The organism is Paractinoplanes rishiriensis (genome assembly GCF_016862375.1).
GTDB lineage: Bacteria > Actinomycetota > Actinomycetes > Mycobacteriales > Micromonosporaceae > Actinoplanes > Actinoplanes rishiriensis.
Genome location: NZ_BOMV01000051.1, coordinates 157,653 through 183,276, shown reverse-complemented (window position 1 = coordinate 183,276; position 25,624 = coordinate 157,653). Strand labels below are relative to the sequence as shown.

Sequence of the window (25,624 nt, the reverse complement as noted above, 5' to 3'; positions counted from 1 at the left end):
GCCTAGTCGCCCGCACTCGGCGGTTTGCTGTGATCGGGCTAACCTGTGGGGACGCCCGTCGTGCAGCGGTGGGCAGCCTCGCTGCCCGGCCGGAAACAACTTGGAGGAGGCCCGTGACTACCCCGACCTGGGATGAGCCCGGTGGACCGATGGCAACCGACGACTTCCGAGCCGCGACGCAAGCCATCATGACCAACATCGAGCAGGTCATCGAGGGCAAGAGTGCGACGGTCCGGTTGGCGCTCGCGGTCCTGCTCGCCGAGGGTCACCTGCTGATCGAGGACGTGCCGGGTGTCGGCAAGACCAAGCTGGCCAAGGCCCTGGCCCGCTCCATCGACTGTTCGGTGCGGCGGATCCAGTTCACGCCCGACCTGCTGCCCAGCGACGTGACCGGCGTCAGCGTCTACAACCAGGAGACGCGCGACTTCGAGTTCAAGCCGGGCGCGGTCTTCGCCAACCTGGTGGTGGGCGACGAGATCAACCGGGCCTCGCCCAAGACCCAGTCCGCCCTCCTGGAGTGCATGGAGGAGCGGCAGGTCACCGTCGACGGCACCACGTACGAGCTGCAGGGGCCGTTCATGGTGATCGCGACGCAGAACCCGATCGAGATGGAGGGCACCTACCCGCTGCCCGAGGCCCAGCGCGACCGGTTCACCGCCCGGATCGCGATGGGCTACCCGGATCCGCGGGCCGAGCTGGCCATGCTCAGCGGGCACGGATCACACGACCCGCTGAACGACCTGCGCTCCGTCACCGACGCCGCCACGGTCCGCCGGCTGATCGCCACGGTCCGGCACGTGCACGCCGCCGACGCCGTCCAGCAGTACGCGATCGCACTGGTCACCGCGACCCGCGAGGCGCCCGAGATCCGGCTGGGCGCGTCGCCCCGGTCCACCCTCCAGCTGTTGCGCACCGCCAAGGCGGTAGCCGCCCTCGAGGGACGCGACTACGTGCTGCCCGACGACCTGCAGGCGCTGGCCGTGCCGGTGCTCGCACACCGGATCATCCCGACCGCGGACGCCCAGCTCAACCGGCGCAGCACCGACGCGATCGTGGCCGAGATCCTGCACCGTCTGCCGCTGCCGCACGAGCGCAACCGCTCGCCGTACGACACCCGGCCTTCGACCGGCGGCACCCAGTACGAGGCGCGGGGGCTCTGATATGCGGGAGGCCTTGCGGGGACTGACCACGCGCGGCCGCTCCTTCCTGGCGGCGGCCGCCGCGGCGGGCATCTCGGCGCTCGTCCTCGGCGAGCGCGACCTGCTGCGGGTGGCGGTGCTGCTCGCGGCCCTGCCGCTGCTCGCGGCCGCGTACGTCGGCCGCAGCCGGTACAAGCTGGCCTGCACCCGCTCGCTGGAACCGGGCCGCACGCCGGTCGGCTCCAGCGCCCGGGTGATCCTGCGCCTGCAGAACATGTCCCGGCTGCCCACCGGCACCCTGCTGCTGGAGGACCGGTTGCCGTACGCGCTGGGCAGCCGTCCCCGGGTGGTGCTGGAACGCCTCGGCGCGCACCAGGCGTCCTCGGTGGCCTACACGGTCCGCGCCGACGTGCGCGGCCGCTACCCGATCGGCCCGCTGGTGATCCGCCTGACCGACCCGTTCGGCCTGTGCGAGCTGACCCGCTCGTTCCCCAGCGTCGACCGGCTCACCGTGATCCCGCACGTGGTGCCGCTGCCCGCGGTCCGGCTGGCCGGCGAATACCTGGGCACCGGTGACAGCCGGGCCCGCTCGGTGGCCGTGCACGGCGAGGACGACGCGGCTACCCGCGAGTACCGCCGCGGCGACGACCTGCGCCGGGTGCACTGGCGCTCCACGGCCCGCACCGGCGAACTGATGGTGCGGCGCGAGGAACAGCCCTGGGAGAGCCGGGCCACCGTGGTGCTGGACACCCGGCTGCTGGCGCACCGCGGCGAGGGTCCGACCGCCAGCTTCGAGTGGGCGGTGTCGGCCACCGCGAGCATCGCGATGCACCTGCGCCAGGCGGGATACAAGTTGCGCCTGGTGACCGGCGCGGGCATCGACATCGACGCCGCCGAGGTCGCCGGCGAGAGCGTCATCCTGGACACCCTCGCCGACGTCAAGCTGGCGCAGAGCGGCGACATCTCGATCCTGGTCGAGCACGTGCGCCGCCGCTCCGACGGCGGCCTGGTGATCGGCATCTTCGGCTCGCTCACGGTCGCCGAGGCCGAACTGCTGGCCGGGCTGCGCGGTAACGGCGCGTCCTGCATCGGCTTCGCGATCGACAGCACCACCTGGACCACGATGTCGGCAGCCGACCGCCAGGAAGCCGACCAGGAACACGCCGCGGCGGCCCTGGCCCTGGTGCACGCGGGGTGGCGGTCGGTGCCGGTGACCCACGGCGCCACGCTGCCCACGCTGTGGCCGGCCGCGGCCCGCGGGTCGAGCGGCATGGCCTGGCGGGCCGCCATGGCCGAGACGGTGAGCGGAGTGAACCGATGACCGGGCGACGGCGGCTCGGGGTAATCGCGGCGGTGGCCACGCTGCTGGCGGCCGCACCGATCACCTCGATCTTCGACTCCTGGACCTGGCTGGTCCAGTGCATCCTGTCGGTCGGCCTGATCTCGGGCGCCGCGCTGCTGACCCGCACCCTGCGGTTCCCGGTCTGGGCGCAAGCGGTCAGCATGGTGATGGTGCTGCTGCTGACGCTCACCTGGATGTTCCCGAGCGGGCACGAGATCCTGATCCCGCAGCCGGCCACGTTCGGCCACTTCGCCGACCTGTTCGCGCAGGCCGGGCAGGACACCCGCTCGTACGGCGTGCCGGTCCCCGACCGGGACGGGCTGCTGTTCATCACCGTGCTCGGGGTGAGCTCGGTGGCGATCGCGGTCGACCTGCTCACCGTGGTGATGCGCAAGCCGGCGCTGGCCGGGCTGCCGATGCTGGCGATCTACTCGGTGCCGGTGGCGGTCTACGTCGACAGCGTGCCGGTGCTGCCGTTCATCATCGGCGCGATCGGGTTCCTCTGGCTGCTGGTGTCGGACAACGTCGATCGGGTACGCCGTTTCGGCCGCCGGTTCACCGGTGACGGCCGGGATGTCGACGTCTGGGAACCGTCCCCGCTCGCCGCCGCGGGCCGTCGCCTCGGCGCGGTCGGCGTGGCGGCCGCGGTCCTCCTCCCGCTGCTGGTGCCGACCATCACCGGTGGCCTGCTCTCCCAGCTCACGCAGAGCGGCGGCGGCGTCGGCCCGGGCGGCGGTGGCAGCGGCGGCGGCAAGATCAATCTGTTCGCCTCGCTCAAGGGCAATCTGGAGCAGAACGAGACGGTCAACCTGCTGCGGGTCACGACCAACGAGCAGCAGCCGTTCTACCTGCGATTCGGGATCGCCGACCAGCTCACCAACCAGGGCTTCGGCAGCCGCCCCACGGTCGGCAACCGGGTCAGCCAAGGACTGCCCGACCCGCGCCGGAGCACGGTGGGCGGCGACTTCACGCCGTACCGGGCCACCGTCGAGGTCAGCGACGAGCTGCGGCAGGGCCTGCTGCCGATCTACTCGAACACGATCCAGGTCGGCGATCTGGGCGGCGGCTGGTCCTACGACCAGGTCCAGCAGGTGATCTTCTCGAACCGCCAGAACACCAAGGGCAGGACGTACGGGTTCGACTATCTGCGCGCCTCCTACACGGCGGCCGAACTGCGCACCGCCGAGCCCCTGCCCAAGGCCGATCCGCTGCGCACCGGCTACACGAACACGCCGCGCGACGCGGTGGTGGACGCCCGGGTGGCGGCACTGATCGAGGGCAAAACCACGGAGTACGACAAGGTCCGCGCGATCTACGACTACTTCTCGGTCAAGAACGGCTTCGGCTACAGCCTGTCCACCGAGCCGGCCGCCGGCGCGTCCGACATCGCCGCGTTCCTGCAGACCAAACGCGGTTACTGCCAGCAGTACGCGGCGGCGCTGGCCTGGATGGTGCGCGGCGCCGGCATCCCGGCCCGGGTGGCGTTCGGCTTCACCCGGGGCACCGCGGACGGCGGCTCCTGGATCATCACCAACCGCAACGCGCACGCCTGGACCGAGGTGTACTTCGCGGGCTTCGGCTGGATCCCGTTCGACGCCACCCCGGCCAGCGCGGTGGTCGGTTCGAGCCGCTCCAACTGGGCACCGGACATCGACCAGCCCGAGCCGTCGGCCTCGGCGTCCTCGGACGGCGCGGCGGCCCCCGGCCAGGACCCGTCGGCCGAGGCGGCCGGCCCCAACCGCGCCGATCGCGAACTGGCCGAACAGGGCGGTGCCGGCAGCTTCGACGCGGGCACTCCGGTCACCTCGACCACCGGCCTGTGGGTGTCCGCCGGCGTGGCCCTGCTGATCGCGCTGCTGCTGGTGCCCGCGCTACGCCGGATCTTGCTGCGCCGCCACCGGCACGCCGCCACAGTTCCCAAGGCCCCCAAGGTCACCGCCGCCACCGGCGCCGGCCCCGGCCTCGACATCGTGGTGACAGCCGAGGCGGTAAAGGCCCGAGCCGACGCCCACGCCGCCTGGGACGAACTCCTGGACACCATGATCGACTACCGCATCCCGGTAGACCCCACGGAAACCCCGAGGGTAACCGCCCAGCGTCTGATCAAGGACGCCATCCTGGCCGACGAGCCGGCCACCGCGGCCACCCTGCTGGGCACCGCCGAGGAACGCGCCCGCTACGCCCGCCAGCCCTTGGTGGGCGGCGAACTGACGGTGGCCCTGGGCCGGGTCCGCAAGGGCTTGTCCCACGCGGCCACCCGCCGCACCCGCCTGACCGCGGCACTGTTCCCGCCGTCGGTGCTGCTGCGCTGGCGCCAGGCCATCTCGGATGCCTCCACCAACGCGGTAACCCGAGCCGGCCGCTTCCGCGATTCCATGTCCCGCTTCAGCCCCCGAAGGCTCCTACCGGGCCGCTCCCGCGGCTGACCGAGCGACCGCCGCCGCCGACATCCCAGCCGGCGGCGGCGTTCCCTCAGCCCGAGCCGCACCTTCCCCCGCCGCTCCGCCGCGACCTACGGCGCGACCGCCACCCTCATCACCCCCCGCCCGCCGTCGACCTGCAGCTGGGCATCCTGGCCTCTGACCGCCCACCGGTCGTAAACGCTGCTCCGGGCTCCGGGCTCCGGGCTCCGGGCTCCGGGCGATATTTCGAGATATCAGGCGATTTGCGCAGGACGACGTTCGAAAGAGCCGCCGGAGCGAGCCGCTACGCATCGATTTCACGCCATGGGCCGCGAATTTCATGAAGCCAGGATGATGACAGGGGCTCCGGTTCGAGCCGTTGATCCAGCACTCGCTCAACCTTGTAGAACTCGTGACACAGATGTGGAGCTTGCGACAAGCGGGAGCAGAAATTCGACAAGCTCGGCCACGCGCCCGCGGCACTACCCCGATTCGCGATGCAACGACGGACAACCAGCGGGGGAAGGCGGTGGCAGGAACGAGACGGCTCAGCGGTGCGGCAACCCCGCAAACGGTGCACTACGCGATCTTGGCCACAACGCTCACCGGCACGGGCGGATCGGACTGCAGACGGCGCCACCGCTCGGCTCGATCGCCACTGTCCGCAACCTCACGCCACTCACCCAGGGACGACGGACGGGGATAGCCACCGTGGCGCAAACTGCGAAAAGCTCCATTCCGCCAACTTCAGGACGAAACGGAAAGAGCATGGAAAAACGGCGATGGCGGCCGGGGGCCGCCATCTGCCGGTCGCCGGTCAGGCCGGCGTTGGTGCTGTGGGCGCGCGCCGGGTCAGCGGTGGCCTTCCGGGCGTTGGCGCCAGCGGTCCTCGAGCCGGTCGATGAATCCAGCCTTGCGCGTCTGGCGGGTGCGACGGCTCGCGGTGCCGCCGACGGCGTGCAGGTCGGGTGCGCCACCCTTGCGACGGGACTGCATCGCGAAGGCGGCCGAACCGAGCATCACGACGAAGCCGGCCACGCCGAGTGGCGTGTTGCTGCTCACCGTTCCGTAGACGACTAGAGCGAGACCAAGGATGATCACGAACGCGGCGACGAGGAGCCGGCGCCGTGCATGGAAACGCGGGTCGCTGGCCCGCACAGCCGAGGCGAATTTGGGGTCCTCGGCAAGCGACCGCTCGATCTGATCGAACAGCCGCTGCTCGTGCTCCGAGAGCGGCACGGCATTCCTCCCCGGGCGCATGTCCGACCCGGCCGGGTCGGGGTGAAACAGGTAGGTGGCGCGGGACAGCCGTCGGCTGCCTTACCGAGCAAGTCTACGAGGGCGTTGGCGGGTCGGAAAGCGGGACGACCGTCCGCTGCGGGTGATTTTCGGTGCGGCGCAGATCGCTTCGTCCCAAAAGACTGGCTGGACCGACACTTGCACGACCAAAACGGGCGACCACCGCGTCGGCCGCGACCTCGGCCTCGCGCCAGCCACGTTCCGGCTCACCCAGCGTGAGCTGCCGCGACGTGCTGGCCGCCGCGGTCAGACCCTCGACCCGGACCCCGATGAGCCGGATGTGCTCCCGGGCACCGAGCGCCTCGAACAACGCCCACGATATCTCGAAGATCTCCCGCGCCACCTCGGTGCTCGTGGGCACCGTACGAGATCGATTGATGGTCCGGAAGTCCGCGAGCCGGACCTTGATCGCCACCGTGCGCCCCACCTGGCCGCCCGCCCGCAGCCGCGCGCCCACTTTTTCAGAGAGGGCCAGCAGGCTGCGCCGGATCAGGTCGGGATCGGCCACGTCGGTATCGAAGGTCATCTCGGCGCCGATCGACTTCTCGACGTGTTCGGGGGTGACCCGGCGCGGGTCGCGGCCCCAGGAGAGTTCGTGCAGGTGGGCCGCCGACGCTTCGCCGACCGCCCGGCGCAGCATGCCGAGCGGCGCCCGGGCCAGGTCACCGACCGTAGCCAGACCGAGGCGGTGCAGGGTCTCGGCGGCCTTTTCCCCGACGCCCCACAGCGCGTCGACCGGCAACGGGTGCAGAAAGTCGAGCACCAGACCGGCCGGGACGACGACCATGCCGTCCGGTTTAGCCCGGGTCGACCCTAATTTCGCCACGAACTTGGTCGATGCCACCCCGACCGAGCATGTCAGCTGCTGCTCCTCAGACATCCGGGCACGAATCTGCTCGGCGATCACCGCGGGCCGCCCGAGCAGCCGCTGAGCCCCGGCCACGTCGAGAAACGCCTCGTCGGACGAGAGCGGCTCGACCAGCGGCGTCACGTCGCGGAAGATCTGCATCACCGCGGCGGACGCGGCCGCGATCGCCGGCCCGTCCGGCGCCAGATAGACCGCCTGCGGGCACAGCGCCCGCGCGCGAGCCATCGGCATGGCGCTGCGCACTCCGAAGCGCCGCGCCGCATAACTGGCCGAACTGACCACCCCACGCGGCCCGAGCCCACCCACCACCACGGGTTTGCCGCGCAACTCGGGTCTGCGCCGGATCTCGACCGAGGCGAAGAACGCATCCATGTCGACATGCAGGATCGGGCAGCCCGCGTCGTCGGCATCCGGACCGAAGCGCGGGTCACGTCCCCGAGGCACCGATTGGCTGCGTCCCACGTCAGGAGGCTAACGGCACCCCCTGACATTTTGGCGGTACGCCGGGCGGGGCCGGCCAACCGCACAGCCGCGAACTCCGCCTCCGGCGGCTGCCGCGCGCGACCCTGGCGATTCGCAAGGCCGGAGCGCGACCGCCGGGCATGAACGTCGGCCGGGCGCCGGGTCAGCGGGCGATCAGCAAGGGGACCGTCATTTCGGCGGCGGTGATGGCGCCGTGGTAGGCCACCAGCTGGCCGACGATAGGGGGTTCCCAGCCGGTTGCCAGGGCCACCGCACGGTCGCGGCAGATCACGACGATGTCGCCGATCCGGCCTCGGTGCTGCGGCGGCACCGGGCCGTACCAGCCCTGGTCGATCGCCTCGTCCCGGGTCATCACCCAGGCTGAGGCGCCGAAGACCTTGCGCCAGGCGGCCAGCACGTCGGCCTCGGCGCCGGGAGCCGGGTAGAGGTAGCGGACCCGGGGCTCGCCGGCCACGGCCACCACGCCGTCGGCCAGTTCGGGCCGGTCGGCCATGTCGAGGCGGCCGTCCAGCGGCACGTTGAGCTGGCCGTGGTCGGCCACCACGAGCAGCGCCGACCGGGGTGGCAGGCCGTGCACGAGGCGGTCCAGCAGCGCGTTCACCCCGGTCGCCGCGGCGCGCCAGCTCGCCGAGTCGACCCCGTCGTCGTGTCCGCGCTGGTCCAGGTCGGGGTGGTACCCGTACACCAGACCGGGTCCGGCGGTCAGCGCCGCCAGCATCTGGGCCGCCACCTCGGTGCCGGTGGACGCTCCCGCGAACCTCGCGCCCCGGTTGGCCGAGACGCTCAGGCCGCTGCCCTCATATTCCGGTCTGGTCACCACGGTGACCGGCAGGCCGGCCGCGGCCGCCGTCTCGAACCGTGTCGGCATCGGCTGCCACTCGCGCGGATCGGGGTCGTCGTGCCAGCGGATGTGGTTGAGCACCCGTCCGTCGGGCTGACGGGCGGTGAAGCCAAGGATGCCGTGGGCGCCGGGCAGGGCACCAGTGCCGACGGTCACGAGGCTGACCGGGGTCGTCGACGGGAAGCCCGCGGTCAACGTGCCGGCGTGCCCACCACCGCCAGCCGCCAGATCGGCCAGGACCGGCGCGTGCGGGGACGCCACCGGCAACTGGTACGCGCCCAGGCCGTCGACCAGCAGCACGCCGACCCGGTCCACGCCGTCCAGGTGCGCGGCCAGCCCCAGCACATCAGTCGCGCCCGGCACGCCCAGCACCGCGGACACGCTGGGCAACAGGTCGGCCAGGCTGCCGGTGCCGTATGCGGGTCGGACCGGTGCCAGCGCGCTGGCCGGCAGCAGGTCGGCCGGGACCTCGGCGGTCACGTGCGGCGCGCGAAGACGTGCAGCTGGGCGGCGATGTCCCGGAACGGCGGGCGGTCCGACAGCGCCAGCTCGAGTTCGAGCAGGGCCTGCGGGTCCTCCTCGACGACCGCCGCCGGCAGGAGATCGGCCAGGACGCGTACGCCGTGGGTCTCCTCGACCTTGAGCCCCACCGAGCGCAAGAGGTCGGCGGCGCTGTCCGCGTCATAGCGGCGGCGCAGCGTGTCGCGCTTGCCGGCCCGCCCCTCCGGATCGGTGACCAGCGCGGACGCCTGGCGCAGGTGACCGTTGACGGCCCGGTTGAGGATCGCGGCCGCACGCCCGGCCACCAGCAGGCTGACCGCACCGCCGGGACGCAGCGCAGCGGCGATCGCGGTCACCACGTCGGCCGGATCGTCGACCACCTCTAGCACCGCGTGGCACAGGATCAGGTCGACGCTGCCCGGCTCGACCAGGGAGGCGAGCGCGTCGCCGTCGCCCTGCACCGCGCGCACCCGCTCGGCCACGCCCGCGTCGGCGGCCCGCCGGGTCAGTGCCGCGAGCGAGTCGGGGCTGGCGTCGACCACCGTGACGGCGTGCCCGGCCTGGGCGATCGGCACCGCGAAACCGCCGGTGCCGCCGCCGACGTCGAGCACGGTCAGCTCGCGACCGGCGTGCCGGTCCAGCTCGCGGCGGAGCACCTGCCAGACCGCGGCGGTGCGGGCGGTCACGAGTGGTTTGGCCGTACGGGAGGATGCGCTTTCCACAGGGGCAGCGTATCGGCACCCACCCGCCGGGCCTTGTGGTGGATTAGAAGTCGAACAGCGCGCCGCCGGTGGCCCGCCGCATTTCGCAGATGTTGCCGTACCGGTGCCGCCACGCGATCGTCGTGCCGTGCCAGGTGCCGCGCACCTCGGCCAGCACCGGCGCATAGATCGTGATGCACGCGTTCAGCGTCGGCGAGATCCGTTCCGGGTCGCCGCCGGCCGCGTCGAGGGCCCGGCACGCCTGCTCACCCTGCGGATGCCCGCCACCGACCGGCTCGCAGTCCAGCTTCACGGCCGCGGCGTGCCCGGCATCGGCCAGGTAGCTGACCTCGAGCCGCGCCCCCGGCTGCCGGCTCGAGCCGTCCCCATAGCCGGGAGCCGGGACGGCTGCCAGCGCCGCGACAAGACTGATGATGTGAAACAAACCCGCCCCCGTAAGGTGCAATTCCGACGAAAGCGGCAGAATACCCGCTGACTCAGCGGAAGTCGCGGGAGGCCGGCGTCACCGGCGGGGTGGCCGCCTCCAACCGGTCCGCCACCAGGTTGAGCACACCCTCGGCCTTCTCCAGGCGTCCCCGCACGATCAGCGCCGAGCTGGTGCGCGCCACCCGCCGATACCGCAACCACAAACCTTCCGAGCAGGTCACGTTCAACATCCCGGTTTCGTCCTCCAGGTTCACGAACGTCACCCCGCCCGCGGTGGCCGGCCGCTGCCGGTGCGTGACGATCCCGCCCACCCGGATCCGGGTGCCGGCCTCCACCCCGGTCAGCTGCGCGATCGGCAACGCACCCACCCGCTCGAACTCCGCCCGCAGGAACTGCGCCGGGTGCGTCTCCGGCGAGAGCCCGGTCGCCCACACGTCCGCGACCAGCCGGTCCACCTCGCTCATCCCGGGCAGCATCGGCGCCTCGGTCCCGGTCACCGTCCCCGGCAGCCGGTCCGGCTTGTCCTGCGCCGCAGCACCGGCCGCCCAGAGCGCCTCCCGGCGGGACAGGCCGAAGCCCGCGAACGCGTCCGCGGTGGCGAGCGCCTCCAGGTGCGCGGCGGTGCATCCGGTACGCCGGGCCAGGTCGGTCATGCTGCGGTACGGGCCGGTCGCGCGCCGCTCGTTCTCGATCTTCTCGGCCAGCTCGTCGCCGATCGTCCGGATGCTCTTCAGCCCCTGCCGCACGGCCGGGCCGTTCAGGCCCCACACATGCGGCGGCTCACCCGGGAGAGCACCTCGTCGCGTGCCGGGGGTGGACTCCAGCGTCGCGGCCGCGTCGCTCAGGTTGATGTCCGGGCGGCGCACCTCCACCCCGTGCCGCCGGGCGTCGTCCACCAGCGACTGCGGCGAATAGAAGCCCATCGGCTGCGCATTCAGCAACGCCGCGCAGAACGCGGCCGGGTGGTACCGCTTGAGCCAGGCGCTGACATAGACCAGGTACGCGAAGCTGATCGCGTGGCTCTCCGGGAAGCCGTAGTTCGCGAACGCGCACAGCTTCACGAACAGGTCGTCGGCGAGTTCACCGGTGATGCCGTTCGCCGCCATCCCGGCGTACAGGCGTTCCCGCATCTCCTCCATCTTGCGGACCGACCGCTTCGAGCCCATCGCCCGGCGCAGCTTGTCGGCCTCCATCGGGGTGAACCCCGCCGAGTCCATCGCCAGCTGCATCAGTTGCTCTTGAAAAAGGGGTACGCCCAGCGTCTTCTCCAACGCCCGTTCCATCGTCGGATGCGGGATGGTCCACTCCTCCAGCCCGTTCTTGCGCCGGATGTAGGGGTGCACCGAGCCGCCCTGAATTGGTCCCGGCCGGATCAGCGCCACCTCCACCACCAGGTCGTAGAAGACCCGTGGCTTGAGCCGGGGCAGCGTGGCCATCTGCGCCCGGCTCTCCACCTGGAACACTCCGACCGAGTCGGCGCGGCACAGCATCTCGTACACCTCGGCGTCCGACGGCCGGATGTTGGTGAAGTCCAGCTTGGACTCGATCATGTCGAACGCGTAGTGCAGCGCGGACAGCATGCCGAGGCCGAGCAGGTCGAACTTGACCAGGTTGATCGCGGCGCAGTCGTCCTTGTCCCACTGGAGCACGGTGCGGCCCGGCATCCGGCCCCACTCGACCGGGCACACCTCACTCACCGGCCGGTCGCAGATCACCATGCCGCCGGAGTGGATGCCGAGGTGCCGGGGAAAAGTCTGCAGCTCGTTCGCAAACGTCACGACCTGCTCCGGGATGTCCTCCACGTCCACGGTCGCGACGCTCCCCCAGCGGTCGATCTGTTTGCTCCAGGCATCCTGCTGACCGGGTGAAAATCCAAAAGCCTTAGCCACATCCCGTACGGCGGAACGCGGGCGATACGAGATCACATTGGCGACCTGCGCCGTGTGCCTACGGCCGTGCTTCCGGTAGACGTACTGGATTACTTCCTCGCGCCGATCCGACTCGATGTCGACGTCGATGTCCGGCGGCCCGTCCCGCTCCGGCGCCAGAAACCGCTCAAAGACCAGGTCATACTCGAACGCGTCCACATTGGTGATGTAGAGCGCGAAACACACCGCGGAGTTCGCCGCCGACCCGCGCCCCTGGCAGTAGATGTCCTCTTCCCGGCAGAACCGGACGATGTCGTAGACCACCAGGAAGTAGCCGGGAAAGTCCAGGTCCTCGATCATCTGGAGCTCGTACTCCAGCTTCGCGTAGACCTCCGGCACCTCCTCCGGCCGGCCGTACCGCTCCCGGGCGCCGTGCATGGTCAGCTCCCGCAGCCAGCTCATCTCGGTGTGCCCCGCCGGGATCGGGAAGTCCGGCAGCTGCGGCGCCACCAGTTGCAGGTCGAAAGCGAGCGCGGAACCCAACTCGGCGGCGTACTCCACCACGCCCGGATAGTCGGCGAACCGGCGGGCCATCTCGGCACCGCTGCGCAGGTGCGCGGTGCCGGCCGCGGGCAGCCAGCCGTCGATCTCGTCGAGGCTGCGCCGCGCCCGGATCGCGGCCAGGGTGGTGGCGAGCCGGCGCCGGGCCGGTGCCGCGTAGTGCACGTTGTTGGTGGCCACCGCGGGCAGCCGCCGGCTCAGCGCCAGCTGGTGCAGCAGGTCGTTCCGGTCCCCGTCGTACGGGTCGCCGTGATCGGTCAGCTCCACCGCGACATGCTCGGCGCCGAACAACCCGGTCAGCCGGTCAAGTTCCCAGGCCGCCCGCTCGATCCCGCCGGTGGCCAGGGCGTGCGGCACGAGGCCCTTACGGCACCCGGTCAGCACCGTCACGTGGCCACGCAGCTGCTCGGCGATCTGCTCCAACTGCCCGTAGTCCGGTTTGCCCTTCTCCGCACCGGCCAGCTGCCCCTCGCCGATGGTCCGGCCCAGCGCGGCGTAACCGGCCGCGTCCCGGGCCAGCACCAGCAGATGCCGCCCCTCCGGATCGGGCTCACCGTTCTGCGGCTTGGTCAGCTCGAGGGAGAGCTCGGCCCCGAAGATCGTCGGCAGCTTCAGCCCGCCGGCCGCCTCGGAGAAACGAACCACACCGTAGAAGCCGTCGTGGTCGGTGACGGCCAGCCCGGTCAGACCGAGCCGGACCGCTTCCTCGGCAAGTTCCTCCGGGTGGCTGGCCCCGTCCAGGAAACTGAAGTTGGTGTGGCAGTGCAATTCGGCATAGGGAACGACGCGCTCACCCGGCCGGATCAGAGCCGGGGCCTGATAGGGCTGACGCTTGCGACTCCAGACGGGCGAGTCCCCACCGTCGGCGTCGATCGCCAGCGGATCGATGACCGGATGCTGCCCCGACAGTGCGCTCTCCAGCTCGGACCAGGGCGTCTGTGGATTGTGGAAGCCCATCCGGTCACCCCGCTCCGCTACTCATGACGGCGCTAGTCATAGATGGCCTCCACCGCCCAGTGCCCACCGGCCAGCACCAGCAGCAACGCCCGCCCGTCGGCGAGCGCCACCTGAAACCGCGCCCGCCGCCGCCCCTCGCCCGGCGCCCACCACCGCTCATCCACCGGCCACGGTCCGGCCCAGCCACTGATCTCGACGGGCTGGCCGCGCTCGACCACCAGGGCGGCCGGGTCACCGGTCAGTTCCAGCCGGGCACTGACCCCGACCGGCGTTCCGGCATCGTCGAGGACCACGGCCCCCAGCGACTGCGGCGGAACCACGGCGGGCGCGGGCTTGGGCAGACGCCCCGGCCAGGGCGGCAGCACCGGCGAACGTGCGACCCGGCGCCCGCCGCCCTTAAGCCGCGCCCCGCGCGGCAGAGCAACCATCGCGACCGATTTATCCCCCGCGGCCCCGTCACCTGCCGTGCTCGCGGCCGGCTCAGCCAGGGTCGCCCTCCCCGCAACCGCTCCCGCCACACCCCCCAAATCCGCGCCCACCGCCGCCCCCGCCCCGCTCGCGACCGGAAGCCGGGAGATCGACGCCAACCCCTCCTCCGCCGAATCTCGCAAATCCGGCCCCTCCCCCCGGCGGTCCGCCAGCGAGATCACCGCGGCCGGCTCTCCCTCTCCCTCCGCCCCCGTCCCCGCCAGGACGGGCGTGGTGACGAGGTCCCGGATGGGCTCCGGGTGCGGGGCGGACGGACGGGCCGGTTCGCGTTCGTCGCCCCACGGGACCAGGCGGATCTGGTCGTCGGCCGAGCGGCCCCCGCCCAGCACCGGTGTGACCACCGACTCCGGGCCGAGCAGGCCCTGCACCCGGCTGAGGGCGCGGTGTGCGCGTTCGCGTTCGGCGCCGGCGTCGCCCCACAGGCCGGGCTGGAGTCCTAGGTGGACCAGCACGCCGTCCGGGACGAGGCGCAGTCGCACCAGGCCGGCGGTGGGCCGGGACGGTGCGCCGCGGCGGGCGCCGGTGAGCCAGCCGTCGAGTTGCCAGCGGACCCGTTCGGCGATCGCGGCCGCGGTCAGCGTGCCGTCGTGCCGCCACACCCGGTGCAGTTCCTGGCCGTCGGCGGTGACCGCCTCGATGCCGAGCCGGGTGCAGGCCAGTCCGTGCGCCGCGAGCCGGTCGTGCAGGCGCTCGGCCAGGGCGCGGCCGGCAAACGCGGCCACGTCCACCCGTTCCAGAGGCTCGTCGTAGGTGTCCGCAACATCAAGATCAAGAGGCGGGCGGCGTACGGCGAGCGGCCGGTGATCCTGTCCCGCGGCGAGCCGGTGGGCGAGCGCCCCGTCGAAGCCGAACCGGGTCAGCACGTCCCCCGGCGGCAACCGCGCGAAGTCGCCCAGCGTCGCGATCCCCAGCCGTTTCAGCAGGTCGACCAGTTCGGGCCGCTCCAGCGCGTCGATTGTCATCCCGGCCAGGAACGCCCGGGTCTCCCCCGGCGCGATCACCCGTCCTTCCCGCGCCGCCAGCCCCGCCGCGAACACCCCGTCGGCGATGCCCACCTGGCTCTCCACCGCGCACGCCTCGGCAACCTGCTCCACAATCCGCTCGGCCGCCGCCTCCTCACCGCCGAAGTACCGCGCCGGCCCGCGCGCCGCCAGCGCACAGGCCCCCGGCCGGATCACCTCGACCCCGACCGCCACCTCTTCCACCGCGGCCACCACCGGTTCGAACGCCCGCGCATCCCGCCCCGCGTCGTAGTCGACCACCACCAGTCGCGGACACCGGCTCTGCGCTTCCCGGCGCCGCAGCCCTCGCCGCACCCCCTCCAGCCGCGCCGCCTCCGAGCAGGCCACCACCCGGTTTTCCCGCAGCACGACGACCGGCCCGGTAGCCGGCACCCCCTCCACAATCTCCGCCGCCGCCACCGGCCAGTCCGGACACCAGAGCAAAAGCGTCCGAACCTCCCCGCCGCCGCCGTTGCCGCCCACCGTCACACCACCGCCGACAGCGCCCCGCGCCGCCGGCGCTTCGCACCGGCAACGACCCGCCCGGCAGCCCCGTCAATCTCCACCCCGGCGACCGCAAAGCTCGCCGCACCACCCACCGCCGCCCCGGACTCGCCCCCGTCGGCGCCCGCGAATGCCGACCCGGCAGCGCCCGCGAATGCCGACCCAGCAGCGCCCGCGAATGCCGACCCAGCAGCGCCCGCGAATGCCGACCCGGCAGCGCCCGCGAATGCCGACCCAGCAGCGCCCGCGAATGCCGACCCGGTCTGCAAGCCGGCGGCGTCCCCCGAAGCCGGACCGCCGCCCCCGACAGCACCCCGCGGTACCGGGCCCGACCCGATACCGGCAGCACCCCGCGACGACGCTCCCGCGGCGACCGGCGGCGGCGGAATGCTGAACGGCCGGACCGTCACCCCCGGCATCCACATCGTGATCTCTTTGGGCCGGGCCGCCGCCCCGCGCCCGCGCGCCAGCACCGTCACCTCGCGCCGGCGCAGTCGCCCGCGCCCGTTCCCGAGGCCCTCCCAGCGACCGTCGGTGACCTGCAGCGTCACGTCCGCGCCCGGCCACTGGCCAAACGGCACCAGCACGCACCCGCGCTGCCGGGCCCGCGCGACCAGGCGTCCGGCGACGGACCCGGCCACCGGCCCCGGCACCGCCGTGACCACCACGTCCACCCCGTCGATCAGCGCGGCCACGACGGTCGGCCACTCCGGCCCGGGGTTGGGCACGAGCGCGAACCGGTCCAGGCTGATGCCGCTCTCGGCAGCCGCGATCGCCCCGAGCGCCGGCACCCCGACCACCGCGCACCACGACCCGGACCGGGAAGCCTCGGCCAGCAGCGCCAGCATCAGCGACGTGCCACCGCTGGCCGGCGCCTGCCGACCGGTGGCCACCGCGACCGTGCTCCCCCGGCGCAGCCCGCGACCGGGCAGCAGCCCACTCAGTTCGGGCACCACCGGAAGCACCCGGTGAACGCCCTGCTCCTCGACTTCACCAACCGCCCGAACCAGCTCAGCAAGGGCGGCCGCACCGTTGATCATGCGTCCCGCCATCGTTGCCCCGCTCCGTGTTACCCCAGCTGTGTCACCAGTCGTGTCACCAGTCGCGTGACCAGCTGTGTTGCCGTGTCTCCCGCGCCCGCCGACGGCACCCAGGCGCGCGGCATCAAGGCAGCACGCGCCGCCACCACGCAAAGTCAGGTGCCAAACTCCGTCACCGGCCGCCACGACGGGCACCGCGGCGGCGCGGACCGATCAGGCCGCCAGGGGCGGCTGGTAGCTGAGACCCAGGGTGGACTCGACGATCGTCACGAACTGTTCGGCCGCTCGCAGCAGGTCATCGGCCTCGCGCGGGCTCACCACCCGGGGAATGCCGGCCTCCGCGGCCGCACGCTTGCCGGCGCCGAGCGCGAAGTAGCTGGCCCAGTCACCGAACTCGGGCGCCACCAGCACGAGCAACGACCACACGCTGGTCACCCGGCTGCGCCGAGTGGGTGCGGCCGGACGCGCCCGGGACGCGAGCACCGCGGCGGCCGCGCGCAGGGCAGCCAGGTGCGCCGCCGCGTATCGCAGGCCGTCGGGCCGGGTGTGCGCCGCCTCCGTGAGCCCCTGCCGGGCGATGGCCAGCAGCTGGGCGGGGGTGCGGTGCGGCAGCATGTGCGCCGGGACCGTGGGTGCCTCAGCCTGGACAGCCGCGGTCGGCGCATGCGCCAGTCGGGGACCGGCCAGAAGGCCCGAGGCCGAGTTACCAGCCATGGTGTTACCAGCCATGGTGTTGCTAGCCGTGTTGCTAGCCATGGTCGTTGTCTCCTCGCGTGTTTCGCATCCGACGTGCCGGGTCGAACCGATCGCTGCGGAGGAAGACGCAGCAGTAAACCAACAGCCAAGGTCAAGCCGGCCGGGCGTGAAGCTTCCCCACACCACACCCGGCCGGACTTCACCGGCGGGTCCGTCGCCCGCCACCGGGGGTCGGGGGCAGCGGACGACGGTCCTGCCTTGTCTGAAGGCACCGGACCCGCGAATGCCCGGAGCCTCACGTGCAGCACTTCGCGGGTGCCGCACCCGGGACCAGTGCCGCGAAACACCACTCCCGGAGTTAGCACGAAAGTTCGAAGCTTTCGAACATCCGTTCTAACCAAGAAGAAGACTAGCACCCCCGTACGACAAAAAAGCAACCGCGCCCGCCGTGTTCGCCACCCGAACTCCAAGACCGCACAAACCACCAAAACACCCAAAAAGAAGAGATACGCCTGGGCGGGGCCAGACCACCGCACAGCCGCGAACTCCGCCTCCGGCGGCTACCACCCGCGACCCAGGAGAAACAAAGGCCGCAGCGCGCGCACGGCCCGCAGCACCGAGCTGCCGTCAGGGGGTCTTTTCGAAGGTGAGCTCGTTGTAGGGCGAATCACTGTAGGACGGGATCTCGCGGTAGCCGGCCGCCCGGTACATCGCAATCGCCTCCGGCAGCGACCGGTGCGTGCCCAGCCGCAAGGTCCCCCGGCCGGCCGACAGCGCCGACTCCTCCAGCGCCCCCAGCAGCCGCCGCCCCAGGCCGAAGCCCCGCGCATCCCCGCTCACCCAAAGATGCCGGATCTCGGCGACCGTCGACAACTCCATGGCCTGCCACGCCCCGCATCCCACCGCCAGCGAACCCTCCCGGGCCAGCAGAAACACTCCACCCGTGGCCGCCAGTTCGCCGGGGGCCAGCAGCGCGCTCTCCGCATATCCCTCCGGGAACCGGCCGTCCAGCTCGGCCGCGTAGGCGGCCAGGCACGCCCGCGCCTCGACCGCGTCATCCGGCACCGGGGCGATCACCACCGTCGCGAGCCGCAGCAACTGCCGGATCTCCCGCTGGGCCGCGATCAGCCGGTCACGCTGGGCCGCCGTCAGCTCCCCGAGCAGGTCGCCGACGCTCTGCCGGGCCCGCTCCTCCAGATCCGCCCGGGCCCGCACCCCGGCACCGGTCGGCACGGCCACCCGGACCCGGCCGTCGCGCTCGTGCGGGCGTACGGCCACCAGTCCTTGATCTTCCAATGAGCGCAGCAACCGGCTCAGGTAGCCCGAGTCGAGAGCCAGCCGGGAGCGCAGGTCGCGCAGGTCGGCACCGTCGCCGATCTCGTAGAGCAGCCGGGACTCGCTCCACGGGCGGTCCAGTCCCAGGTAGTGACCGCTCAGCACGCCCAGGCGCCGGGTGTAGTAGCGATTGAAGTCGCGCACCTGCTCGATCTGGTCCACCCACGCATGGTAGTGGAATCTCTGACCTCGGTCAGATATTGAACGTGAAAGGATGAGGGCATGGATCGAACCATCGTGATCACCGGGGCCAGTTCCGGTCTGGGGCTGACCGCGGCCGAGCAGCTGGCCGCGCAGGGCGACCGGGTCGTGGTCGTGGGCCGCAACCCGGAGCGGCTGGCCGCGGCGATCGAGCGGGTGCGCGCGGCGGGCGGCGGGCGCGAACCGGGCCGCTACCAGGCCGACTTCGAGTCGTTCAAGGAGGTCCGCGAGCTGGCCGAACACCTGCTCAGCACCTACCCGAAGATCGACGTGCTGGCCAACAACGCGGGCGGCATGATCGGCGCATACCGGCGCACCGTGGACGGCTACGAGGCCACCATCCAGGGCAACCACCTGAGCCCGTTCCTGCTCACCCACCTGCTGCGCGAGCGCCTGGCCGGAGCCCGGGTGGTCAACACCGCCTCCCGCGCGCACATGGAGGGCCGCCCCAACCCGGACGACTTCGCCGCCGACGCGGGCTCCTACCGTCGCTACGCCGGGTCGAAATCGGCCAACATCCTCTTCACCGCCGAGGCCGCCCGCCGCTGGCCGGACATCTTCAGCGTGTCCTTCCACCCGGGCGTGGTGCGCACCAACTTCGGCGACGGGCCGCTCACCCGGTTCTTCTACAAATACGCGCCGTTCCTGGTCACCCCCGAGAAGGCCGGCGCCCTGCTGGCCTGGCTGGCCACCGCGCCGCAGAGCGAACTGGTCAACGGTGCCTACTACGTCGGGCACCAGGTCAAGCAGCCGGCGCGGCACGCGACCGATCCGGCCGTGGCGGCGAAGCTCTGGGACAAAAGTGTCGAAGCAGTTCAACTGTAGGGAAACATGACAAGCACGAGGCCGATGCTGGGCGTCGGAATGGTCCTCCTGTCCGGCACCCTGTTCGCGATCAACGGCACGGTCTCCAAGGTGGTGATGCGCGCCGGCTTCGACGCGCCGCAGCTCACGCTGCTCCGGGCGGCCGGTGCGGCGATCGGTCTGCTCGCGCTGAGCGTCCTGTTAAAACCGGGTGCGGTACGCCTGCGCGCCACGCCCCGGGAGATTCCCCTCCTGATCCTGTACGGCGTGGCCGGCTTCTTCCTGGTGCCGATGCTCTACTTCGTGGCGATCAGCCGGTTGCCGGTCGGCATCGGCCTGCTCTTCGAATACACCGCGCCGCTGATGGTCGCGCTGTGGGCCCGGTTCGGCCAGCGGCACCGGGTGCGGCCGCGGCTGTGGGCCGGTCTCGCGATCAGCCTGGCCGGCCTGGCCTGCGTCGCCGAGGTGTGGGGCGAGTTGCGGCTCGACCCGCTGGGCGTCGCCGCCGGTTTCGGGGCGGCCGTGCTGCTGGCCGCCTACTACGTGCTGAGCGCGCACACCCTCAAGACCCGGGACACGCTGTCGCTGACCACCTGGGCGTTCGGCATGTCGGCGGCGGCCGGGCTGGTGGTCCGCGCCGCCACCAGCAACCCGCCGGGCTGGGAGCCGCTGACCGCCGTGGTGCACGGCGTGCCGGTGTGGCTGCTCTGCTGCTCGATCGTGGTGCTCGGCACGATCGCGCCCTATCTGCTGGTCGCGGGCGCGCTGCGGCACCTGCCGGCGACCAGCGTGGGCATCGTCGGCATGATCGAGCCGGTGCTCGCGGCCGCGGTGGCCTGGCGGGTGCTGGGCGCCGGCGAGGCCCTGAACGCGGCCCAGCTGTCCGGCGGCGTGCTGGTGCTGATCGGGGTGACGATCGCCGAGACCGCCCGGGTGTCCGGCACCAGCGCGCCACGGACGCCGGCTCTCCAACCGGTGCCCGGATAATGGCCGGCCGGATAATGGCCCGATGGAAACGCACCCCAACGTGATCGCGGTCCGGGACGCACTGGACGCCGCGGGCGCCGGTGACGCGCAGGTCGTCGTACTGGATGAGGCCGTGCACACCGCTCCGGCCGCGGCCGCCGCACTCGGCGTCGAGGTCGGCCAGATCGCGAATTCGTTGATCTTCGATGCCGACGGCGAGCCGCTGCTGGTGCTCACCTCGGGCGCGCACCGGGTGGACACCGCCAAGGTCGCGGCCCTCCTCGGCATCGCGAAGCTGCGCCGGGCCAGCCCCGACTTCGTCCGCGAGCACACCGGCCAGCCGATCGGCGGGGTGGCTCCGGTCGGGCATCCCAAACCGGTGCGCACCCTGGTCGACGTGGCGCTGGAGCACTATCCGGTGATCTGGGCGGCCGGCGGCGTGCCCCGCGCGGTCTTCCCGATCACCTACGCCGAGCTGGTCCGGGTCAGCGCCGGCACGCCGGCCGAGGTGGCCTGACCCACGATGCCGGTCACGCTGCACGTGTGGCGGGTGCCGCCGCGACGGGCCGGTGCCGCGCTGCTGCGCCTGGCCTTCGCCCGGCGCCGGCCGCCGGGTGTCCGCTTCGCGAAATTCCTGGGTACGGGTACAGGCACCAGCTTCGGTCCGGGCGATGCCGATCTGACCAGGTACGCGGCGCTGACCGTGAGCGACGAGCCGGTGTCGTTCCCGGGCTGGGATCGTCTGGCCGCCGCATCCGCGCGCCTCGACCTGGAACCGCTGGCCAGCCGCGGCAGCTGGTCGGGCCGCGATCCGTTCCGCGCAGAAGTCCCGAAAAATCGGGAAAAAGGCATGGTGCTCGCGCTGACCCGCGCCCGCCTGCGACCCACCCGCGCGCTGACCTTCTGGCGCGCCATCCCGCCGGTGGCCCGGGAACTCGCCGCCGCCCCCGGACTGCTCGCCCGGTTCGGCATCGGCGAGGCACCGATCGGCTGGCAGGGCACGGTCAGCGTATGGCGGGATGCGGCGGACCTGACCGCGTTCGCGTACCGTCAGCCGGAGCATCGCGCGGTGATAGCCCGCACGCCGGGCGACCGGTGGTACGCCGAGGAGCTGTTCGCCCGGTTCGCGGTCCGTGGCATCAGCGGCGACCGGTCGGTGCTGGGCTGGACCGGCAAGGTGGCGGGCGGAGAGGTTGGACGGGTATGAGGCTCGTTGCGTGGCAGCCGGACGACCTGCTGCGACGGCTCGACGACGTGGTCGCCGTCTACGGCGAGGCGATGGGCTACCGCCAGGAGTTGCTGCAGACCCGCCGCGGCTACATCGGCGCGCACGTCCGGCGCCAGGGCTTCCGCGCGGTCGCGACGCTGACCACCGACGGCCGGCTGGCCGGCTTCGGGTACGGCTACACCTCCGGTCCCGGCCAGTGGTGGCACGACCAGGTGCGCTCGGCGCTCGACGAACCGGCCCGCGAGCAGTGGCTGAGCGACTGCTTCGAGGTGGTCGAGCTGCACGTCCGCCCGGCCGCGCAGGGACACGGCGTGGGCGCCCGGCAACTGCGGGCCCTGCTCGCGATGGCCGACGGCAAGTCCGTGCTGCTGTCCACCCCCGAGGCCGACGAGCAGCGGTCCCGGGCCTGGCGGCTGTACCGCCGCTTCGAGTTCGTCGACGTGCTGCGCGACTTCCTGTTCCCGGGCGACGAGCGGGCGTTCGCAATCCTGGGCCGCGACCTGCCGGTGGTCGACCGCCCCGCCGAGGACTCGCCGGGCATCGTCGGCATTTAGATGTGGTTCCTGCTCGGCGCGCTGGTCCTGACCCAGATCTGCTATCCGCTCACCGACGGCGGCACCCGGGCCGCGTTCACGGTCACCACGGTGCTGCTCGGCTACCTGCTGTCGGTGACGCACGCCTGGCGCACCCGCGGCCCGCGCGCGGCCGCCGCACTGGTCGGCACGGCCACGCTGGGTGGCTTCGCGGTCGAGGCGGTCGGGGTGGCCACCGGTTTCCCGTTCGGCACCTACGACTACTCCGGCGAGCTCGGTCCCAAGATCCTCGGCGTCCCGCTGATCATCCCGCTGGCCTGGACCTGGATGGCCTGGCCGGCCTGGCTCGCCGCGGTGCACCTGGGCCGCCGGCTGCGCATCGTGGTGGCGGCCGTGGGCCTGGCCGCGTGGGACCTCTTCCTCGACCCGCAGATGGTCGCCGAGGGCTACTGGCGCTGGCACGACCCGGTGCCCGCGCTGCCCGGCGTCCCCGGCGTGCCGATCGGCAACTATCTGGGCTGGCTGGGATTCGCGCTGCTGTTGATGACCTGCCTGGCTGCGGCTACCGGCGAGGCCGGCCGCACCCCGCTGCGAGCGGACGCGCCGATCCTCGCGCTCTGGTTGTGGACGTACGCTTCCTCCGTGCTCGCCCACGCCGTCTTCCTGGGTCTGCCGGCCTCCGCGGCCTGGGGCGGCGCCGTGATGGGCATGGTCGTGATCCCGCTCGCGGTCCACGTGGTGAGGCGGCGCCGATGAGCTGGCTGGTGCTGCTGCCCTGGGCGGCGCTGGCCGCGCACACGGTGGTCAACGCGGCGCTGCTGCGACGCCTGCCGCCGGCCGCGACCGTGTCCGAGAAGGTCGCCGTCCTGCTGCCGGTGCGCAACGAGGCCGACCGGGTCCAGCCGTGTCTCGAGTCGTTGCTGGCCCAGGAGGGCGTGCCCGGCCTGACGATATTCGTCCTGGACGACGGCTCGACAGACCAAACCGCAGAGGTGGTACGCGCGGCGGCCGGCGACAAGGTACGACTGCTCACCGGCGCGCCGCTCCCGGCCGGCTGGCTCGGCAAGCCGCACGCCTGCCATCAACTGGCCGAGGCCGCCGCCGGCGCCGACGTGCTGTCCTTCGTGGACGCCGACGTGGTGCTGGCCCCCGACGCGATCCGCCGGGCCACCACCCTGCTGCGCCGGACCGGCGTGACGCTGCTGTCCCCGTACCCGGAAATCACCGGCGCCGGCCGCCTGGTCCAGCCCCTCCTCCAGTGGTCCTGGCTCACCTTCCTCCCGCTGCGCGCCATGGAACGCTCGCCGCGACCGTCGCTGTCCGCGGCCGGTGGCCAGTGGCTCCTGGTCGACCGCGCCGGCTACCAGCGCGCCGGCGGTCATGCCGCGGTGCGCGCCGACGTCCTCGAGGACATCGCCCTGGCCCGGCAGGTCAAACGCACCGGCGGCCGGATCGCGCTGGCCGACGGCTCCCCCGCGGCGTCCTGCCGGATGTATGCGACCTGGCCCGCACTAGTCGCCGGCTACGGCAAGTCGCTCTGGCATTCGTTCGGCTCCGCCCCCGCCGCCGGCGCCGTCGTGGTCATTCTGCTTTTGCTGTACGCGGCTCCCGCCGTCGCCGCCCCGATCCTGGCCGCGTCCGGGGAGTTCCGCTGGGCCGCGATCGCGCTCACGGCGTACCTGCTAGGGGTTTGTGGTCGTGCCACCGCGGCGAGCGTGACCGGCGGACGTGCCTGGCCGGACGCCCTGGCCCACCCGGCGTCGATCGTGCTGTTCGGCTGGCTGGTGGCGCGGTCCTTCCGGCTGCGTCGCCGCGGCGCCCTGACCTGGAAGGGCCGGCCGCTGTGAGCCGGATCGTGATGACCGTGCCCGACGTGACCGCGGGGTGGTTGCGGTGAGCCGGATCGCGGTCATCGGGGCCGGGGTCGGCGGGCTGACGGCGGCGGTCCGGCTGGCGCAGGCCGGGCACGAGGTCGAGGTGCACGAGCGGTCCGCGGTGGCCGGCGGCAAGCTGGGTGTCCACGAGCGGGACGGCTTCCGCTTCGACACCGGGCCGAGCCTGCTGACGCTGCCGCAGGTGTTCGACGACCTGCACCTGCGCCCGGTCGCGCTCGACCCGGTGGTGCGGCACGTCTTCCCGGACGGCACGGTGCTCGACTCCGCCGCGGACCACGAGGTCTTCCTGGACCGCATCCGCGACGCCCTCGGCGTGGCCGCCGCCGACGACTGGCACCGCTTCTGGCGCCGCGCCGAACGCATCTGGCGGGCATCCTGGCGCTCGGTGCTGCAACGTCCGGTCACCCCCGCCACGCTGGCCGCCCTGTCCTGGCGGCTGCCCGGCCTGGCCGCCATCGCCCCCGGCCGCACGCTGCGCCACCTGGGCCGGCACTACCTGCGCGACCCCCGGCTGCGGATGCTGCTGGACCGGTACGCCACCTACACCGGCACCGACCCACGCCGCGCCCCGGCCGCGCTGGCCGCCATCCCGTATGCCGAACTGCACTTTGGCGGCTGGTATCTGCCCGGCGGCCTGGGCACGCTCGGCACCGCCCTGGTCGACCGCTGCACCGAGCTGGGCGTCCACATTTTCCTGAATTCCGAAGTAACAGGCATCGCGACCGCCGGCGGCCTGGCCTGCGGCATCCGGGTGACGGAGCGGGCCGGCCCTCCGAAATCCGGCGCCGGCCACCGGACCGCGACGACCGAGGCGGCGGCATCCGGCGCCACCGAGCGCTTCATTCCCGCCGACATCGTCGTGTCCGATGTGGACGCTCTCACCCTTTACCGCGATCTGCTGCCCACCCCGGGCCGGCTGGCGCGGCTGGCCGATCGCAGCCTGGCCGGGTTTGTCCTGCTGTTGGGTGTGCGCGGCGAGACGCCGGCGCTGGCCCACCACACCGTCTATTTCCCCGGCTACTACGACGCCGAGTTCGACGCGATCTTCGGCTCCGCGGGCCGGCGCGCGGTGCCGGCGTCCGACCCCACGATCTTCATCACCCGGGCGGCCGACCCGGGCGTGCACCCGCCCGGCACCGAGGCGTGGTTCGTGCTGGTCAACGCGCCCCCGCACGGCCGCGGCTGGCGGGCGACCGACTGGCGCCGCCCGGGGCTGGCCGACGCGTACGCCGACCATGTTGTGAAGCTTCTGGCCCACCGCGGCCTGGACGTGCGCGATCGGCTGGTGTTCCGCGAGGTCCGCACCCCGGCCGACCTGGCCGCCGACACCGCGGCGCCGGGCGGCGCGATCTATGGCACCGCGGGCGGCCTGCTGCGCCCGCCCAACCGCGGCCCGGTCGGCGGCCTGTGGCTGGTGGGCGGCTCGGTGCACCCGGGTGGCGGGCTGCCGATGGTCACCCTGTCGGCCCAGATGGTCGCCGACCGGATCGGTCCCGCCCGCCCCTGAGGCCCGGGCGGGACCG

20 protein-coding genes and 1 pseudogene are annotated in these 25,624 nt (G+C 72.5%); 11 read left to right on the top strand and 10 right to left on the bottom strand.

What is annotated here, in order from left to right; translation table 11 throughout:
- Window positions 1–113: 113 nt before the first annotated feature.
- The 3 genes from Ari01nite_RS21650 to Ari01nite_RS21640 are packed head-to-tail and all read left to right on the top strand — an operon-like array spanning window position 114 to window position 4,907.
- Window positions 114–1,160, top strand: a complete 1,047-nt coding sequence (locus tag Ari01nite_RS21650) for an AAA family ATPase (RefSeq protein ID WP_203783198.1) — start codon at window positions 114–116, stop codon at window positions 1,158–1,160.
- Window position 1,161: 1 nt separating this feature from the next.
- Entirely contained in the window at window positions 1,162–2,460 is a 1,299-nt protein-coding gene (locus Ari01nite_RS21645) for a DUF58 domain-containing protein (protein WP_203783196.1), read from the top strand.
- On the top strand, window positions 2,457–4,907 hold the full coding sequence (locus Ari01nite_RS21640; protein ID WP_203783194.1) for a transglutaminase TgpA family protein: 2,451 nt from the start codon (window positions 2,457–2,459) through the stop codon (window positions 4,905–4,907). The genes Ari01nite_RS21645 and Ari01nite_RS21640 overlap by 4 nt, the downstream gene beginning before the upstream one ends.
- An 828-nt stretch (window positions 4,908–5,735) precedes the next feature.
- Here the strand turns inward: Ari01nite_RS21640 and Ari01nite_RS21635 are convergent.
- The 10 genes and pseudogenes from Ari01nite_RS21635 to Ari01nite_RS21590 all read right to left on the bottom strand — a co-directional run bounded on the left by Ari01nite_RS21635 (window position 5,736) and on the right by Ari01nite_RS21590 (window position 18,636).
- Window positions 5,736–6,122 (bottom strand): SCO2097 family morphological protein, encoded by a 387-nt coding sequence (locus Ari01nite_RS21635; RefSeq protein ID WP_203783192.1) that lies wholly within the window; start codon window positions 6,120–6,122, stop codon window positions 5,736–5,738.
- 94 nt (window positions 6,123–6,216) lie between these two features.
- Entirely contained in the window at window positions 6,217–7,512 is a 1,296-nt protein-coding gene (gene dinB, locus Ari01nite_RS21630; RefSeq protein ID WP_203783190.1) for a DNA polymerase IV, read from the bottom strand.
- Between the two features lie 163 nt (window positions 7,513–7,675).
- A complete protein-coding gene (locus Ari01nite_RS21625; RefSeq protein ID WP_203783184.1) occupies window positions 7,676–8,854 on the bottom strand; it encodes an alkaline phosphatase family protein in 1,179 nt (392 codons plus the stop codon).
- Window positions 8,851–9,597, bottom strand: a complete 747-nt coding sequence (locus Ari01nite_RS21620; protein WP_203783180.1) for a class I SAM-dependent methyltransferase — start codon at window positions 9,595–9,597, stop codon at window positions 8,851–8,853. Before Ari01nite_RS21620 ends, Ari01nite_RS21625 begins: the two co-directional genes overlap by 4 nt.
- 43 nt (window positions 9,598–9,640) lie before the next feature.
- The gene (locus tag Ari01nite_RS21615; protein ID WP_239162896.1) at window positions 9,641–10,021 is read right to left on the bottom strand and encodes an SSI family serine proteinase inhibitor; all 381 of its coding nucleotides are present in this window, start codon (window positions 10,019–10,021) and stop codon (window positions 9,641–9,643) included.
- A gap of 52 nt (window positions 10,022–10,073) precedes the next feature.
- A complete protein-coding gene (locus Ari01nite_RS21610; protein WP_203783179.1) occupies window positions 10,074–13,409 on the bottom strand; it encodes an error-prone DNA polymerase in 3,336 nt (1,111 codons plus the stop codon).
- A 32-nt stretch (window positions 13,410–13,441) separates the two neighbouring features.
- Entirely contained in the window at window positions 13,442–15,382 is a 1,941-nt protein-coding gene (locus Ari01nite_RS21605; protein WP_203783177.1) for a DNA polymerase Y family protein, read from the bottom strand.
- 353 nt (window positions 15,383–15,735) lie between these two features.
- A pseudogene (gene imuA' / locus Ari01nite_RS21600) lies at window positions 15,736–16,455 on the bottom strand (DnaE2-dependent mutagenesis accessory factor ImuA'); the annotation flags it as partial.
- A gap of 201 nt (window positions 16,456–16,656) precedes the next feature.
- Window positions 16,657–17,058 carry an SAV_6107 family HEPN domain-containing protein gene (locus tag Ari01nite_RS21595; RefSeq protein ID WP_203783244.1) on the bottom strand — a complete coding sequence of 134 codons (402 nt, stop codon included), beginning with the start codon at window positions 17,056–17,058 and terminating at the stop codon, window positions 16,657–16,659.
- A gap of 708 nt (window positions 17,059–17,766) precedes the next feature.
- Window positions 17,767–18,636: a bifunctional helix-turn-helix transcriptional regulator/GNAT family N-acetyltransferase gene (locus Ari01nite_RS21590; RefSeq protein ID WP_203783175.1), complete on the bottom strand. Its 870-nt coding sequence runs from the start codon at window positions 18,634–18,636 to the stop codon at window positions 17,767–17,769.
- Window positions 18,637–18,696: 60 nt separating this feature from the next.
- Here Ari01nite_RS21590 and Ari01nite_RS21585 point away from each other — a divergent pair, with 60 nt between their 5' ends.
- The 8 genes from Ari01nite_RS21585 to Ari01nite_RS21550 are packed head-to-tail and all read left to right on the top strand — an operon-like array spanning window position 18,697 to window position 25,608.
- A complete protein-coding gene (locus Ari01nite_RS21585) occupies window positions 18,697–19,500 on the top strand; it encodes an SDR family NAD(P)-dependent oxidoreductase (RefSeq protein ID WP_203783173.1) in 804 nt (267 codons plus the stop codon).
- A 6-nt stretch (window positions 19,501–19,506) separates the two neighbouring features.
- A complete protein-coding gene (locus tag Ari01nite_RS21580) occupies window positions 19,507–20,466 on the top strand; it encodes an EamA family transporter (protein WP_203783166.1) in 960 nt (319 codons plus the stop codon).
- Window positions 20,467–20,488: 22 nt separating this feature from the next.
- Window positions 20,489–20,962: a YbaK/EbsC family protein gene (locus Ari01nite_RS21575; RefSeq protein WP_203783164.1), complete on the top strand. Its 474-nt coding sequence runs from the start codon at window positions 20,489–20,491 to the stop codon at window positions 20,960–20,962.
- Window positions 20,963–20,968: 6 nt separating this feature from the next.
- The gene (locus Ari01nite_RS21570) at window positions 20,969–21,652 is read left to right on the top strand and encodes a monooxygenase (RefSeq protein WP_203783162.1); all 684 of its coding nucleotides are present in this window, start codon (window positions 20,969–20,971) and stop codon (window positions 21,650–21,652) included.
- Entirely contained in the window at window positions 21,649–22,227 is a 579-nt protein-coding gene (locus Ari01nite_RS21565) for a GNAT family N-acetyltransferase (protein WP_203783160.1), read from the top strand. The genes Ari01nite_RS21570 and Ari01nite_RS21565 overlap by 4 nt, the downstream gene beginning before the upstream one ends.
- On the top strand, window positions 22,228–22,962 hold the full coding sequence (locus Ari01nite_RS21560; RefSeq protein WP_203783158.1) for a carotenoid biosynthesis protein: 735 nt from the start codon (window positions 22,228–22,230) through the stop codon (window positions 22,960–22,962). It begins immediately after the preceding gene.
- Complete coding sequence (locus Ari01nite_RS21555) at window positions 22,959–24,053, top strand: glycosyltransferase family 2 protein (protein WP_203783156.1); 1,095 nt, start codon at window positions 22,959–22,961, stop codon at window positions 24,051–24,053. Before Ari01nite_RS21560 ends, Ari01nite_RS21555 begins: the two co-directional genes overlap by 4 nt.
- Window positions 24,054–24,099: 46 nt before the next feature.
- On the top strand, window positions 24,100–25,608 hold the full coding sequence (locus Ari01nite_RS21550; protein ID WP_203783153.1) for a phytoene desaturase family protein: 1,509 nt from the start codon (window positions 24,100–24,102) through the stop codon (window positions 25,606–25,608).
- The last annotated feature ends 16 nt before the right edge of the window (window positions 25,609–25,624 follow it).